We start from the raw sequence: 14290 nt of genomic DNA, 5'->3' as shown, positions 1-14290 counted from the left end.
GGAACCGGTTAGCTCTCCGTCGACCACCGCTTCTGAGGGGGGTCTTTCGTTCACGAGCCAAGGTTAGGCCACAAAAGGGCAACTCACTGGCTACGGGGCTCGAAGGTCGATGCCGCCGCATAAATCATTGTGTCGCGGTTTAACTTTCACTGCTGCAACGAAGGATCACCCCGTGTCCAATCCACTACTGCGGCAGTCACTATGGTGTTGTCTTCTAGGGGGATCACGCGGTAGGTTTCGCCTTCTACAAAACCACCCTCGGGCATCTGCTCAAATTGCATCGCCTTACGGCTGCGGACCATGGGGCGGTGAATCACGTACTCGCAATCGCCCAGCGTCAAGTGCGGAGTCACGATTTCAACCATCATGTGGCCGGACTCAACAAGCTGCACCAAGTCTGTGTTGTCCGAAGTAGCAACGAACGACAGACTCGACCACGTGTCAGTCCTCGCGTTCCCGTCGTACAAGTCCGCCAGTGCTTCCAGCTCGCGAAGCTGGCCCATTGTCACACCACCATCGGGCATAACGAACGTGTCATTGCTGCTCGCCTGCAGGCGGCTAAGACACTCAGCCACTCTTCCCATAAATCGCATCGCTTCCGGGACTTCAAACCGTCCGCCCTTGGCCACATCTCCGACCCCGTCTATCGAGAGGGCCATCGAGTCAAGCGCGGCGATTTTGTCCATCTGGGCTAGCTCGGAGAGCACCCCATTGGGATCCATTCCCCTAACCTTGTCGGCTCGCATCGTGACGTTGACAGACTCAGCGCCCAATCGAATCTCCAACCCGAGTAAGCCCGAAGGCGATTGCGCGAGCACGCGGACCCAGTTGGTCGTGATCCCTTTCGTCACTTGGGTTGGTGTCAACTCAAGCAATGCACCATTGATCCCGGCTGCGTTGAGGCCCTGGAACCGGACTTCAGGGAATATCCGCGGTGTGCTCGCTGCGACGAACGAGAGTAGCGATTCGACCTCAGCGTCATCTTGCAGCGGCCCTCCCGTCTGCCTCACGCTCGCGGGAACGTCGGTAAATGGAATTCCCCACTCGCTCCACTCTGAAACGGATTTAGACTCCGGGCTTTCCGGGGTGACGTTGAACGAAACACTGAGCGTAAGAGGCTCTAGGTCGAGCGACTGGGACGTCCGCGGTACGACAGCTTCGTAGGAGAATCGATTGTTCCCAAGAGAGGTGTATCGATGCATGACTGCCGCATCGCTCGCGGAGGCAAAGACCGGCACAGCACCGTCCGCCAAAGTGATCGTTCCAGTATCGATGTGGTAGTTGTCACTGACTAGCTCCGCTAAGTCGTTCAGGTTTGCCTGGCGCATAGATACGGCCCGCATCATGGTGACGCTGTCCCCGCTTTCGACTGGGCTCGAAGCCAGCAGGGATTTCTGAGTTACGAATTGCTCGAGAGCATTCGAGCCAGCCCTAAAACGTGCAAGCGTCTCGGGGAATTCGTCCGCCAGACCGACGATGAACGAGTCACCGTCCCACTGCGTCGGGAACGAAGCGGACGCGGTGAGTACAGCGAATTCCGAACGGCGTTCCTCCGTTGGAGTCCAGGGGGTGACCAGCGTGTAGGAAGCTATCGGCACGCCTGCCGAGACTTTCTCGTTCCAAAACCGTCGCCAAGATTTCTCCACCTGCCGCCATTGACTCGGGACTAAGGGAGTAGTGAACTTCTTGACCTGCCAAACCACGAGGCCGTCTTTGGTTTCCATGTAAACGTCAATACCTTTGTCACCTTGTGAGGGATTGACTTGGAGAGCGTTCGGAAACTTGCGGCGCAGGAGGGTCGCCACGAAATCTTCGACAGACGCGCCGTCGCTCGCGAGGAGCGTCCAATCGATGTATCCCATGAAGCATTCATACCTCATGCAACAACAGCGACTTGATAATCCGCACCTGCCAATGAGGATTTATATGCTTCGCTGCAGGTCTAGGGCAGTAGCCGGAATATCCTTGGTGGCATGCCATACTCCGCCACCGTATTGCGCGTCATGATCGCGTCGCCGTCCGATATTGTCGACGCCCGCGACGCCGTGGAACAAGCAATTCACGGATGGAACCGCGCCAATTCGACGTCGAAGCTGATCGTGTTGCTGCCTTGGCGGTGGGAGACATCGGCAGTGCCCATTTTGGGTGGACACCCGCAAAAGCTCATCAACGCGCAGGGGGTGGACGATTCGGATATCGTCTTCGCACTCTTCGGTGGCCGACTCGGGTCTCCAACCCCGGATGCTGTTTCAGGAACAGCCGAGGAGATTGACCGCGCACAAAAATTGGGCAAGCCGGTGCATCTTTACTTCTCGACTGCACCACTCCCGCACGATATCGACACCGAGCAACTTGCAGCTCTACGCGCTTTCAAGCGCGACATGCAGGATAAAGGGCTACTCGGTGAGTTCAGCGATCTTGAGCATCTCAGTTTCGAAGTTTGGAAGGCTATCGAACACGATCTCGCCGGACGCGTCCCCAATGACGAAAATACCCCTGAGACAACGACCGGAGTACGGCTCGTTGTTCAGCCGGGTAGCGAACGTGAGGTGAGCGGGTTCGACAGAAAAGGAAAACCCCGTTATCGCACTCGTCGCTGGGTGGACATTTCAAATCGCGGGAACGTGGATGCCACCGACGTCACCATGCAATCAGTGGGCGAAGCGTCCGGTTTATTGTTGATGGCCCCGAACACGCCCACAGTGATTAACGCAGGACAATCACGACGATTCGCTATGGGGTTGGCGTGGGGCGGGCCTGACGACCCCAAAATTCTTCTCCGATGGGTCGACCAAGGCGAACACAAGAAGCACGAGTATCACGTGGGCTAACCGTCGCCCTCTATAGCGGAAGCTACGTACCGGTACTGTGACTGAACGCCGCTTCCGAAGCGAACCTCAGTGCCGCGGACTAGTGGGTAGTAGACTTTTCTTAGAGGAGTACGCGGTATCCACGTGCCGACTCTCTCTAAGCGTGCGGCCCCGGTTCATCGAACCGGGGCCCTTCTCTTTGTCTGGACGTATAAGACAACCCTTTGACGCTCTGGCCGTGAAGTACAGAGCCTGGCACCCGCACGAAACTGGAAAAGCGGCACGCGCAGCCCTCATCAAGCCATATCCGACTCACTCCGTCTCTTGCGTCGTGGTGTTTGCCGTTATACAGTTTCATAAACACGTAAACAGAAGGTGATGATCATGGCCACAATTGCAGTACGCATCGCGGATGAAACACGCGACGCTTTGTTGGAGAAGGCACAGCGCGACGGAGTAACGCTCAGCGACTTGATTAGAGAACGACTCGAAGAGGCAGTATTTCCCGTCCGCAGCGACGACACAGCGACTAGCGACTTCGCGCCCACTTCAATGGACTCACGAGACCGCCACATGTTTTCCATGCTGCATCGAATACTCGCCCGAGTTTTAGATCCAGATGAGAATCTCGAAGATGGCGATCGTGACTACCAGCTCAAGCGAGCCCGAACGCTTGAGCGGGGATACACGCTGGAATACGGTTCGGCCTTCGCCGGAATAGACCCGGAACTCTCTATGCAAGATTGCACACGCGTAAAAGACATTCTCGACATGTTCCGCTTCATCGACTTCAGCGTTGCTAAACACGCCAAGGCCGGAACAGAGATCGAAGATGATGTCTTGAGCGATCTTGTTTATCGTGGGTTCGATTTCAACAACACCCTCGAAGGCCAGATGGCCGACTATGTCGAGTTTCTCATCGACTCCGGACGCTGGCAGGAACGCAGACAATCTATTCAAGATAGCGACGGAGGAAACTCACACAGTCAGACACTGGATATCTATCTGAGGATGCTCGCGGAATATCGGCGAATTAGCGAAGCGCATCAACGTGGCGAACGATGGGACCATTTTCTCACCCAAACGGAACTGGAGAGCATCGCAGACGCAACTGTGCACCCATCTCACCGAGGCCAGTTCAAGCGGAAGACAAAGTAGTCAACCACTTCCGTCCCCACCATCCCGAAGGTTCGGATGGTCTCGCCCCGAGTTCTCCAAGGACATTCCCCGTCCGCTGCCCTAGAGGACTCGGGGACGCGGCGGGGACGCGGGGAACCAGAGTGGAATCTATAAATCGCGCGGACCTGACGCGGATACGAGCAACCAAAGGGTTCTTTGTGGAGCCGCCTGTCAGAATCGAACTGACGACCTTCTCATTACGAGTGAGATGCTCTACCGACTGAGCTAAGGCGGCGTGTCCCGGCAAGCCAAGGCACAGCTAGAAAGCTTAGTCGACTATTTTGCTCCCGCTGACAACCTGAGCAATTGAAGTTGATCGAACGCGTGCCGGATATTTTCACTGAGGGATGTCGCGGCGCCAGAGTCGGCCCAGCCGGCCCAGCCGTGCCGCGTCGCCGCGACACCGACGAACGTGATGAGTCGGGCTTGAGAGACCGCCGCCGGATCATCCGTCTCAATTAAAGGGTCGTCTGCCTGCAACCGACGCAGCACGAGTGCGGCGAGCTGCTCCTCGAGCTGGCGGCGTCCGGTCATGAACAGCGCGGACAGCTGAGGATACTTCTTGTGCAGCACCTTGCGCAGCCGCAGTGCGTCAGCGTCCATCGAAATGTGCTCCGCCGAGGTCGCGATCATCTCGCCGAGATCGACCAGCACGTCGCCGTCTGCACTCGCCTGCACGAATCTGGCCTGCGCCTCCTCGTCGGCGAGTCCCGGCCCGTCCCCCACAATGGCCGCGTCTTTCGAGGCGAAGTAGTTGAAGAAGGTGCGCGGCGACACGTCGGCAGCGACGGCTATGTCATCGATGGTGACGTTGTCGAGCCCGCGCTCATTCACCAGGGTCAGTGCAGCCAGTTGGATGGCGCGGCTCGTCGCGATTCGTTTGCGCTCACGTAGACCGAGCGGCACTGGTGCAGTCATGAGCCAATCGTTGCACACTCTGCAAGTCTGGGCGGGCTGCTGCACTCCTGCAGAAACCGCTATTCGGAACCGGTCAGCACTGCCCGCCGCGTCACCGCTGCCGGTCGCGTCAGCGCTGCCCGTCGCGTCAGCACTGCCCGCCGCGTCAGCACTGCGGGTCGGCCGCGGGCACCGTTCCGCTGATGAAGTAGTCGTCGACGGTGTTGAGGATGCAGTCGTTGGATTTGTTGTAGGCGGTGTGCCCCTCACCGGTATAGGTCACCAGGTGGCCGTTCGCGAGCTGCGCTGCGACTGCCTCCGCCCAGGCGTAGGGCGTGGCCGGGTCGTTGGTGGTACCCACCACCAGAATGTCGGTGGAGCCTTCGGCGGTGATCGCGGTGGGCGTCCCGGTGGGCTCGAACGGCCAGTCGTAGCAGGCGGTGCCGCCCCAGGCCATCAGGTGCCCGAAGACGGGAGCGGCCGCGTCGAGCGCAGCAGCCTCCGCCCGCATCGTGTCGACATTGCGGTCAATCGGGGCGTCGAGGCAGTTGATCGCCGTGAACGCCTCGGTCGAATTGGACGCGTAGGTGCCGTCCTCGGAGCGGTCGTAGTAGGCGTCCGCGACGACGAACGGAAAGGATGCGTCGCCGGCCATGGCGTAGTCGAAGACGCTCGCGAGGGTGGGCCAGTTGTCGGGGTTGTACAGCGGCAGGATGATCGCGGTGAACATCGTGTTCGCGCCGAGTTCGCGACCGTCGGCGTTGCGAATTGGGGACGCGTCGAGGGTGTCGAGTAAGGCCCGCACGGTGACCATCGATTCGTCGACGGTGCCGCGGAAGGGACATCCATCGAGGGAAGGGCAGTCAGCCAGGAACGCACGCAGGGCGCTCTCGAATCCCTGCGCCTGGAAGCTGCTCACGTCGTAGTTGGAGGCGGTGGGGTCGACGGCTCCGTCGAGCACCAGGCGGCCCGTTTTGTCGGGGAAGAGCCCGGCGTAGGTTTGGCCGAGTTCGGTGCCGTAGGAGAACCCGAGGTAGTTCAGTTTCTCGTCACCGAGGATGGCCCGCAGCAGGTCGAGGTCGCGGGCCGCGCTGACGGTGTCGACGTGGCCGAGCAACTCCCCCGTGTTTGCGAGGCAGTCGGCCCCGAACTGAGCGTTCGCGGCGTTCGCCTGGGCGAGCCACTCGTCGGAGCCACGCTCACCGGGGAAGATATCGAATATGAAGGAGTCGAGGGTGGCCGGGTCGGAGTAGCAGGAGATCGGAGTAGAAAGGTTGACCCCTCGCGGGTCGAAGCCGACGATGTCGAAGTTTTCCTGCAAACGCTCGCTGGTCGCGAAGTCGACGGTGTCGTGCACCAGGTCGTACCCGGATCCGCCCGGCCCTCCCGGATTGACGAGCAGGGACCCCAGGGCTGTGCCGGATGTCGCGGTCTGACGCACCAGCGCGAGGTCAATGGTCTCCCCAGCAGGAGCCTCCCACGAGAGCGGTGCGGTGGCGGTCGCGCACTGCATGCCGTTGCCACAATCGGACCAGCTGAGTATCTGGCTGTACAGCGGGGCGAGCTCGTCGACCACCGACTCCCCCGTCGGATCGGATGTCACCACCGGGGCGGCGAACCACGTCGCGCAGCCCGACAGGGGCAGCGCCACGGCGAGCATCGCAGCGGCGACACCAACGATCCGCGCGGAGCGGCGGCGAGTGCGGGGGGCCTGTGCTGCCCGGGGCGCCTGTGCTTTCTGCGGTGCCTGCGGTGCCTGTGCTGTCTGGCTCATCGTGCGAACTCCGTATGTGGGCGGGACTTGGCCACCGAAATCAGCATCGCCTCGAGCGCGAGCGCCGGGGCCACGTTTGATTCGATGCGTTGCCGTGCTGTGCCGATGGCATCCATGATCGCGATGGTACCTGCGGCGCTTGAGTTCTCACTCGCGCGCAGCAACTCATCGTGAATGCTGAGGTTGATAAGTTCTGTGGTGGCGCCAAGCTGCAGCAGCAGCACGTCGCGGTACAGCGACAAGAGGTCGACCATGATGCGGTCGAGACCGTCACGCAGGCTCCGGGTGGCGCGGCGCTTCTGGTCCTCTTCGAGCGTCTTCAGTTGGGCGCGCAGCGCCGGCGGGATGGTGCCCCCGGGTTCGACTCCGAGTGAGCGCATGGCTCCGGCGCGCTCCTCGGCGTCGCGCTCGGCGGTGATCGCCTTGGCATCGTCTCCCGCGAGCGCCAGCAGCGTACCGGCGGCACGCACCGCGTCCGAGACCGACCGGATCTCGAGGGCGATGCGCAGCGTCTGGTCGCGCCGGGACCGCGCGTCTGCGTTGGTCGCGAGGCGATGGGCCATTCCGATGTGACTCTGGGCCTCCCGGGCGGCACGGGTTGCCGTCGCGATGTCTACAGCGTCGCGGCGGGAGATGAGCGCCGCGACATCCGCCACCCTCGGTACCCGGAGGCGCACGCTGCGCACCCGCGACCGGATGGTCGGGATCAGGTCGGCTTCGCTGGGCGCGCACAAAATCCACACCGTGCGGGGCGGCGGTTCTTCGAGCGCCTTCAGGAGCACGTTGGAGGTGCGCTCGGTCATGCGGTCGGCGTCTTCGATGATCATGACCCGGTAGCGCCCGACCGAGGGCGAAAATTGCGACGTGGTGACGAGCTGACGCACCTCGTCGATGCTGATGATGACCCGTTCGGTCGCGAGCACACCCAGGTCAGGGTGGGTGCGGGCGGCCACCTGGCGCTCGGTGGCAACGTCATCGTCACCCGTGCTCAGCAGGGCGGCGGCGAAAGCGTAGGCAATATTAGACCGGCCAGAGCCGGGCGGGCCGGTCACGAGCCAGGAGTGCGTCATCGAGGACCCCAGGTTGCCCGCCCCCGCGGCCGCGCTAAAGATCTCGACGGCTTCGGCCTGCCCGGTTAGCTCGTCCCACACGCCCATCTGATGAGCCTAGGTTATGCAGCTGACGTTGCCCCACCGCGCGTCCATACCCGGGGCGGCACGGCACGCATCGCAGCTGTGCAGGATAAAGGAGCCGACTTGTAAGTCACGGATGCGAATCGGTCAAGGGGTGTCGAGTGTCACGGCGGGGGCTTGCCGCGGCGTGAGGCGGAGGCGAGGGTCAGACGGTCAGCGTTGCCATTCACCAACGGAGGTTTGAATGTTTTTCCATGTGCAAAATTTGATCAATGACATCGTCGCCGACGAGCCGGATCCGGCCGCGGCGAACGCACTGCAGGAGGGCCTCGGGGGCCAGTTCGGCGAGATGCGCACCATGATGCAGTACCTCTTTCAAGCGATGAACTTCCGCGGGCCGGACGGCAAGCCCTACCGGGACCTGATTCAGGGCATCGGCACCGAGGAGATCAGCCACGTCGAGCTGATCGGTACCACGATCTCCCGCCTTCTCGACGGCTCCCCCCAATATCAGGGCAAGCCGACCGACCCGCTCGACAAGCCAGGATCGGGTGGCGCCACGCCCCTGAACATTGCCCTGGACCACAGCAACATCCACCACTACCTCGTCGGAGCGCAGGGCGCGCTTCCCGTGGATGCCGTGGGAAATCCGTGGAGTGGAAGCTACGTCTACAACTCCGGCAACCTCGTGCTCGACCTGATCTACAACCTCATGCTGGAGTCCACCGGCCGCCTGCAGAAGTGCCGCATCTACGAGATGACCGACAACAAGACGGCGCGATCGACCATTTCTTACCTGATCGTGCGCGACCAGGCGCACGAAAACGCCTACGCAAAGGCGCTGGAGACCCTCGGGATCAACTGGAAGTCGGCGCTGCCGATCCCGAAGACCAACGCCGAGAAGTTTCCCGAGGTGAAGAAGCTGCTCGACCTCGGCCTGCAAAGCAAGCAGTACACCTTTGACTTAGGCAACCAGTCCCAGGCAGGAAAAATCTTCCAGGGTCTGTCGCCATCGAACGATGGCACCGAGTTGGATGCGAGCGAACAGGCGCCCGCGGGTGTGCCGTCGGTCATCGCACCGGAGCGGTTCGAGGAGTTTTCGCCGGGCCTTGATCCCGAACTGCTCGCCCTCATCCAGGCGACGGCGGAGATCGAGTCGGCCGAGGTGACCTTGAGCTTCGGCCCGCTGGAGAAGGGACCTGCGATCAAACCCGTTGGATAGAGCGGCCACCGACGCGGGCGACGGGAGGGGCCTTACTTCTCGTCGTCCGCGGCCCGCACCACTGCCGCGATTGTCGCGGGGTCGGCGAGGATACGGAAGTGTCCTCCGGTGTCGATGCGGATGTTTCGTGCTCCAGGCAACTCGCTCCCCTCGGGGATATGGGGGTCGAAGCGACCATAGAGCGACACGATGCGCGAGTTCACGTCTTCTTTGGCACGCAACGCGAGGATGCCCGCGTCCGAGGCCCGAAACGCCCGGAGGCTCGGCAGGAACATAAAGCTCGCGTAGCGGGATCCGGAAAACGGCGTGCACACGGCGACCATGGACTGCACGGCGGGTTCCGTCACCATGACCTGCTTGCCGATCAGGCCCCCCTTGCTGTGGGCCACGATCACGACGTCCGAGAGGGCGTGCTGGCGGATGTACCTCACCACCGCGTCCGCACCCTGCGCGACCGGCCTGCGGTTGTGGCGCAGCTCGGTGATCACGTGCACCGGATGGCCGGCGCTGTGCAGTGCCTCAACGAGCGGCAACATGAAGTGCCACGACTCGTAGATTCCGGGAAGAATGATGACCGGCGCTTGGTCTCCAGAGCGATAGTCCGCCGGACGCGCCCGGGACAGAACGCCACGGGCCTGCCACACGACGGCGTAGATGTAGTCCAGTGCCCACCAGCTCAGCTGGCGTGCACGCTTTCCGAGCCCCCTGCCCCACGCAGCACTCAGGCCGCGCGGCTGCCGCGCCAGGCCCCCAGCCTCACCCGAGACGCGCGGCCCGCTCACAACGCCTCGGTCCCGATGCCGGGACGGCTGCGTACGAACTCCACGATGCCGAGCGCGGTTTCGACCGGGGCCGAGAACTGCACAAGGTGGCGTCCGGGGAACTCTGCCACTTCGCCGTCCCGTGCCTGGCTGGCGAGACGCCGACACCACGACATCCGGGCGACCGGATCATCCGCGCCGCGTATCACCAACGTCGGGGCTTGGACCGCGCGAAGGGCGAGATCGGTGCGGTACCCGAGCATTGATGGCAACTGGGACACGAACCAGCGGGGACCACAACGCAGGTAGTCCGCAAACACGATCATGTTGCCGGCGATCGGCTCCCGCAGGGTGTCGCGGGCGAGCGCCAGCCCCTGCTTCACCGCCGTCGCGCGTCGCGCATCGGTGACCGGTCCAATGAGAACGAGATGGGAGACGAGGTCGGGCCGCACCCGCGCCAGCTCGGTGACCACCTGTCCGCCCATGGAATGCCCGACGAGCACCACGGGCCCCAGGCCGAGCTCGTCCAACACTGCGGCAAGCACCCGTGCGTGATCCTCGACCGCGAACACGACGTCGGGCTTCGCCCGTCCGCCGAAGCCGGGCAGGTCAATCGACACGGTGTCGGCGACGCGCTCGAGTTCAGCCTGAAGCCGGGCAAAGTAGCGATGAGACGTTCCGATGCCGTGCACCAGAACGATGGTGGCCGACCGCAGAGTGGGGGCGGCGCGGTAGACCCGCAACTCCGCGCCCGCGACCTTCACAAGCTCACCCTGCGTGTCGGCTGTCGCTGCACCTGCGGTCATCGTCCCACCCGTTTCTCGAGAAGTTCGCACTGTACAGGACCATGACTGTGCTGGGGCTGCACTCTAAAGAGCTGATTCAGAGGAGTTCGGAAACGCGGTCCCGAATGCGTTCGGCGATCGTGTCGATGCTATCGGCGGCGCTCAGCACGAGGAAGCGTTCGGGTTCGGCCGCGGCCAGCTCGAGATACGCGGCGCGCACCCGCGCGTGGAAGTCCTGCTTCTCGTCTTCCAGCCGGTCGTACTTCGTGCGCGCGCCGTCGAGCCGGGTACGCCCGATGGATTCGTCGAGGTCGAGCAGGATCGTGAGATCCGGAAGCAGCCCCTCGGCCGCCCACAGCGACAGGTCGCGGATCTCTGTTCCATCCAGCACCCGTCCAGCGCCCTGGTAGGCGACGGAGGAGTCGAGGTAGCGGTCCTGCAGCACGACGTCGCCGCGTTCCAGCGCCGGACGCACCTTCGTGGCGATGTGGTGGGCGCGGTCCGCCGCGTAGAGCAGGGCCTCCGCGCGGGGCGCGATATATCCCCGACGATGCAGGATGATCTCGCGCAACTCAGTGCCGAGGTCGGTGCCCCCGGGTTCCCGAGTGGGCACGATCGTGCGGCCCCGGCCCTCGAGCCACTGCGCGAGCAACGCAGACTGGGTGGACTTACCCGAGCCGTCGCCACCCTCGAGGGTGATGAATAACCCTCGCGGGGTGGTCTGCTCCTGCTGCATCAGGCCTTTTTCTTTGCCGGCGCGCGCTTGGCCGGCGCACGCTTGGCCGGCGCTTTCGCGCGTGGCTTCGCGGGGCCCTTGGCACGCTTGTCGGCGAGCATCTCCACGGCGCGATCGAAGTCGATGTCTTCGATCTCTTCCCCGCGCGGGATGGTCACGTTGGTGACACCGTCGGTAACGTAAGCGCCAAAGCGCCCGTCCTTGATCCGGATCGGCTTGCCGCTCTCCGGGTCTGCGTCGAACTCTTTGAGTGCGCTGCTTGCCTTGCGGGCTCCGTACTTCGGCTGAGCGTAAAGCTCGAGAGCGCCCGGGAGCTCGATCTCGAAGATCTGGTCCTCGGACTCGAGCGATCGGGTGTCCGTGCCCTTCTTGAGGTAGGGCCCGAACTTTCCGTTCTGCGCGAGAATCTCGGCGCCCGTTTCGGGGTCCGTTCCCACCACGCGCGGCAGCGATAGCAGCTTGAGGGCTGTGTCGAGGTCGACCGTCGCAAGGTCCATCGTCTTGAAAATAGACGCGGTGCGTGCCTTGACCGCCACAGTCTTCTTGGCTGCCGGCTTGCGCTTGGCCTTGATCAGTTCTTCTTCAACGGTGGTGCCCGCCGCTTCCGCAGCTGCGGTCGCCTTTTTGAGCGCGGCGGCGGTCGGCTTCTTCACCGCGGCCGCGGCAAGGGCAGCGGCAGCCGCTTCCTCTTCCGCTTCGGCGGCCGCAATCTGCTCCGGGGTCGGCTCGGGCTCGAGCTCGGTGATGTACGGACCGAAACGGCCGTCCTTGGCCACAACCTGCTTACCGCTCTCGGGATTGATCCCGATAACGCGGTCGCCGATCACGGGGGCGTCGATAAGTTCCTGCGCCTTGGCGGCGGTCAGCTCGTCGGGCGCCAGGTCCTGGGGAATGTTGACGCGACGCGGCACCTCCGGGTCGTCGCTCGGCGCCTCAAGATAGGGGCCGTACTTACCGATGCGCAGCGTGATGCCGTCGGAGATCTTCACCGAGTTGATGTCGCGCGCATCGATCTCACCGAGGTTGTCAATGACGGTACGCAGGCCGCGATGCGAGGCGTTGCCGAAGTAGAACCCGGTCAACCACTCGACGCGGTCGGCTTCGCCGCCGGCGATGCGGTCGAGGTCTGCCTCCATGTCGGCGGTGAACTGGTACTCGACGAGGTCGGAGAAGTACTGCTCGAGCAGGCGCACCACCGAGAACGCGATCCAGTTGGGAATCAACGAGGTTCCCCGCGGGGTCACATATCCCCGGTCGACGATCGTCGAGATCGTCGCGGTAAACGTCGAGGGCCGGCCTATCCCCAGCTCTTCGAGCGTCTTGATGAGGCTCGCCTCGGTGTAGCGCGGAGGCGGGCTGGTCTCGTGGCCCTTGGCCTCGACGTCGATGAGGACGAGAACCTCGCCCTCCTTTAGCGGCGGGAGCTTCGCTTCGGTCGGCTCGGCAACCTGGTTGCGGTCTTCGTCCTGGCTCTCCTCGTACGCGGCCATGAAGCCGCGGAAGGTGATGACCGTTCCTGTGGAGACGAACTCGGCATTGGTGACGGTCTCGACCGCCGAGGTCGACGCGAGCGCACTGCCGTCGCTGCGGGTGGCAGTGATCACAACGGACGCGGTGAGTCCCTTGGCGTCGGCCATCTGGGACGCGACGGTGCGCTTCCAGATCAGGTCATAGAGCTTCCACTCGTTGCCGCGAAGCGTGGACTGCAACTCGGAGGGAGTGCGGAAGGTCTCGCCCGACGGGCGGATCGCCTCGTGCGCCTCCTGGGCACTCTTGTTCTTTCCGGCGTACACGCGCGGCTTGTCCGGAATGGTGTCGGCACCGTAGAGCTTGGTGGCCTGCGCGCGGGCCGCGGTGATCGCCTGCTGTGACAGACCGGGCGAGTCCGTTCGCATGTAGGTGATGTACCCGTTTTCATACAGGGACTGGGCGACGCTCATGGTCTGACGCGAGGAGAAGCGGAGCTTGCGGGCGGCTTCCTGCTGCATGGTCGAGGTCGTGAAGGGGGCGGCCGGACGACGCGTGTACGGCTTGGACTCCACGGAGGTGACGGTGAGGTCAACCGTCGACTCGGCGAGCGCGGTCGCCAGGGTCTGGGCGGAGCTCTCGTCGAGCGCGACGACCTTGTCCTTGAGCTTTCCGGTGTCGTCGAAGTCTCGTCCGGTTGCGACGCGGCTGCCGTTGACCCGCACCAGGCGAGACTCGAACTGCGTTGTCTTTTCTGAGGCGGATGACGGGGTCAGCTGGGCCGTGAGATCCCAGTAGCCCGCGGCGACAAAGGCGAGGCGTTCGCGCTCACGGTCGACAACGAGGCGAGTAGCAGCTGACTGCACCCGACCGGCAGAAAGCCCGGGGCCTACTTTGCGCCAGAGAACTGGGGAGACCTCGTAGCCGTAGAGGCGATCGAGGATCCGGCGGGTTTCCTGGGCGTCGACGAGGGCGGTGTCCAGCTCGCGAGTGTTGTTCTTGGCGTGTTCGATCGCGTCTTTGGTGATCTCATGGAAGACCATTCGCTTGACCGGAACCTTGGGCTTCAGCACCTGCAGGAGGTGCCACGCGATGGCCTCGCCTTCGCGGTCCTCATCAGTTGCGAGGATGAGTTCGTCGGCGTCTTTGAGTCCGCGCTTCAATTCGGCGACGGTGCGCTTCTTCTCCTCGGAGACGACATAGTGCGGCTCGAAGCCGTTCTCGACATCGACGGAGAATTTACCGAGGGAGCCCTTTTTCAGCTCCGGGGGGAGGTTCTTCGGCTCGATGAGGTCACGGATGTGGCCAACCGAGGCCTGAACTTCATAACCTTCACCCAGGTACTGGGCGATCGTCTTCGCCTTTGCCGGCGACTCGACGATGACCAGCGTTTTCGTGCCAGGCACGGTACTCCTCTTGTTTACAAAATCTTATTGCGGCTCTTATTGACAAAAGCTACAGACGGAAGCAGTACTCCGCCTTGCGTCACCATACACAGGTCAGCCAGCGACACGATACACAGGTTG

Annotated in this window: 11 protein-coding genes and 1 tRNA gene; 3 read left to right on the top strand and 9 right to left on the bottom strand. The window is 62.9% G+C overall.

Annotated elements, in window-relative coordinates; all coding sequences use genetic code 11:
* Positions 1-146: 146 nt before the first annotated feature.
* Positions 147-1862 carry a hypothetical protein gene (locus B0I08_RS15880; RefSeq protein WP_106214616.1) on the bottom strand — a complete coding sequence of 572 codons (1716 nt, stop codon included), beginning with the start codon at positions 1860-1862 and terminating at the stop codon, positions 147-149.
* Between the two features lie 111 nt (positions 1863-1973).
* On the opposite strand from B0I08_RS15880, the gene B0I08_RS15875 reads away from it, so the two are divergent.
* Both B0I08_RS15875 and B0I08_RS15870 read left to right on the top strand, forming a co-directional pair.
* Positions 1974-2831, top strand: a complete 858-nt coding sequence (locus B0I08_RS15875) for a DUF4062 domain-containing protein (RefSeq protein WP_106214614.1) — start codon at positions 1974-1976, stop codon at positions 2829-2831.
* A 363-nt stretch (positions 2832-3194) separates the two neighbouring features.
* The gene (locus B0I08_RS15870) at positions 3195-3968 is read left to right on the top strand and encodes a YfbU family protein (protein WP_106214754.1); all 774 of its coding nucleotides are present in this window, start codon (positions 3195-3197) and stop codon (positions 3966-3968) included.
* A gap of 180 nt (positions 3969-4148) precedes the next feature.
* Here the strand turns inward: B0I08_RS15870 and B0I08_RS15865 are convergent.
* From B0I08_RS15865 to B0I08_RS15850, 4 genes are all read right to left on the bottom strand, one after another.
* Positions 4149-4224 (bottom strand) — tRNA-Thr (locus B0I08_RS15865).
* A 41-nt stretch (positions 4225-4265) separates the two neighbouring features.
* Positions 4266-4907, bottom strand: coding sequence for a TetR/AcrR family transcriptional regulator (locus B0I08_RS15860; RefSeq protein WP_106214612.1), 642 nt, complete (start codon positions 4905-4907; stop codon positions 4266-4268).
* Between the two features lie 145 nt (positions 4908-5052).
* Positions 5053-6660 (bottom strand): alpha/beta hydrolase, encoded by a 1608-nt coding sequence (locus tag B0I08_RS15855; RefSeq protein WP_106214610.1) that lies wholly within the window; start codon positions 6658-6660, stop codon positions 5053-5055.
* Positions 6657-7817 carry a DNA polymerase III subunit delta' gene (locus tag B0I08_RS15850; RefSeq protein WP_106214608.1) on the bottom strand — a complete coding sequence of 387 codons (1161 nt, stop codon included), beginning with the start codon at positions 7815-7817 and terminating at the stop codon, positions 6657-6659. Before B0I08_RS15850 ends, B0I08_RS15855 begins: the two co-directional genes overlap by 4 nt.
* Positions 7818-8037: 220 nt before the next feature.
* On the opposite strand from B0I08_RS15850, the gene B0I08_RS15845 reads away from it, so the two are divergent.
* Positions 8038-9015, top strand: a complete 978-nt coding sequence (locus B0I08_RS15845) for a manganese catalase family protein (RefSeq protein ID WP_106214606.1) — start codon at positions 8038-8040, stop codon at positions 9013-9015.
* A gap of 32 nt (positions 9016-9047) precedes the next feature.
* Here the strand turns inward: B0I08_RS15845 and B0I08_RS15840 are convergent, their stop codons facing one another.
* The 4 genes from B0I08_RS15840 to topA form a co-directional block, all read right to left on the bottom strand.
* The gene (locus B0I08_RS15840; protein WP_342748190.1) at positions 9048-9797 is read right to left on the bottom strand and encodes an alpha/beta hydrolase family protein; all 750 of its coding nucleotides are present in this window, start codon (positions 9795-9797) and stop codon (positions 9048-9050) included.
* On the bottom strand, positions 9794-10582 hold the full coding sequence (locus B0I08_RS15835) for an alpha/beta fold hydrolase (RefSeq protein ID WP_106214604.1): 789 nt from the start codon (positions 10580-10582) through the stop codon (positions 9794-9796). Before B0I08_RS15835 ends, B0I08_RS15840 begins: the two co-directional genes overlap by 4 nt.
* Before the next feature lie 76 nt (positions 10583-10658).
* A complete protein-coding gene (tmk, locus tag B0I08_RS15830; RefSeq protein WP_106214602.1) occupies positions 10659-11297 on the bottom strand; it encodes a dTMP kinase in 639 nt (212 codons plus the stop codon).
* Entirely contained in the window at positions 11297-14170 is a 2874-nt protein-coding gene (gene topA / locus B0I08_RS15825; protein ID WP_106214600.1) for a type I DNA topoisomerase, read from the bottom strand. Before topA ends, tmk begins: the two co-directional genes overlap by 1 nt.
* Between the last annotated feature and the right edge of the window lie 120 nt (positions 14171-14290).

This window comes from Glaciihabitans tibetensis, assembly GCF_003003265.1.
In the GTDB taxonomy this organism is placed as follows: Bacteria; Actinomycetota; Actinomycetes; order Actinomycetales; family Microbacteriaceae; genus Glaciihabitans; species Glaciihabitans tibetensis.
This window is presented reverse-complemented; position numbering and strand designations above follow the sequence as displayed.

What these genes read in the sequence shown, in the direction of transcription:
- B0I08_RS15855 (WP_106214610.1), bottom strand. Translation starts at nt 6,660, where the DNA reads ATGAGCCAGACAGCACAGGCACCGCAGGCACCGCAGAAAGCACAGGCG.
- B0I08_RS15835 (WP_106214604.1), bottom strand. Translation starts at nt 10,582, where the DNA reads ATGACCGCAGGTGCAGCGACAGCCGACACGCAGGGTGAGCTTGTGAAG.
- B0I08_RS15860 (WP_106214612.1), bottom strand. Translation starts at nt 4,907, where the DNA reads ATGACTGCACCAGTGCCGCTCGGTCTACGTGAGCGCAAACGAATCGCG.
- B0I08_RS15880 (WP_106214616.1), bottom strand. Translation starts at nt 1,862, where the DNA reads ATGGGATACATCGATTGGACGCTCCTCGCGAGCGACGGCGCGTCTGTC.
- B0I08_RS15850 (WP_106214608.1), bottom strand. Translation starts at nt 7,817, where the DNA reads ATGGGCGTGTGGGACGAGCTAACCGGGCAGGCCGAAGCCGTCGAGATC.
- tmk (WP_106214602.1), bottom strand. Translation starts at nt 11,297, where the DNA reads ATGCAGCAGGAGCAGACCACCCCGCGAGGGTTATTCATCACCCTCGAG.
- B0I08_RS15875 (WP_106214614.1), top strand. Translation starts at nt 1,974, where the DNA reads ATGCCATACTCCGCCACCGTATTGCGCGTCATGATCGCGTCGCCGTCC.
- B0I08_RS15845 (WP_106214606.1), top strand. Translation starts at nt 8,038, where the DNA reads ATGTTTTTCCATGTGCAAAATTTGATCAATGACATCGTCGCCGACGAG.
- B0I08_RS15870 (WP_106214754.1), top strand. Translation starts at nt 3,195, where the DNA reads ATGGCCACAATTGCAGTACGCATCGCGGATGAAACACGCGACGCTTTG.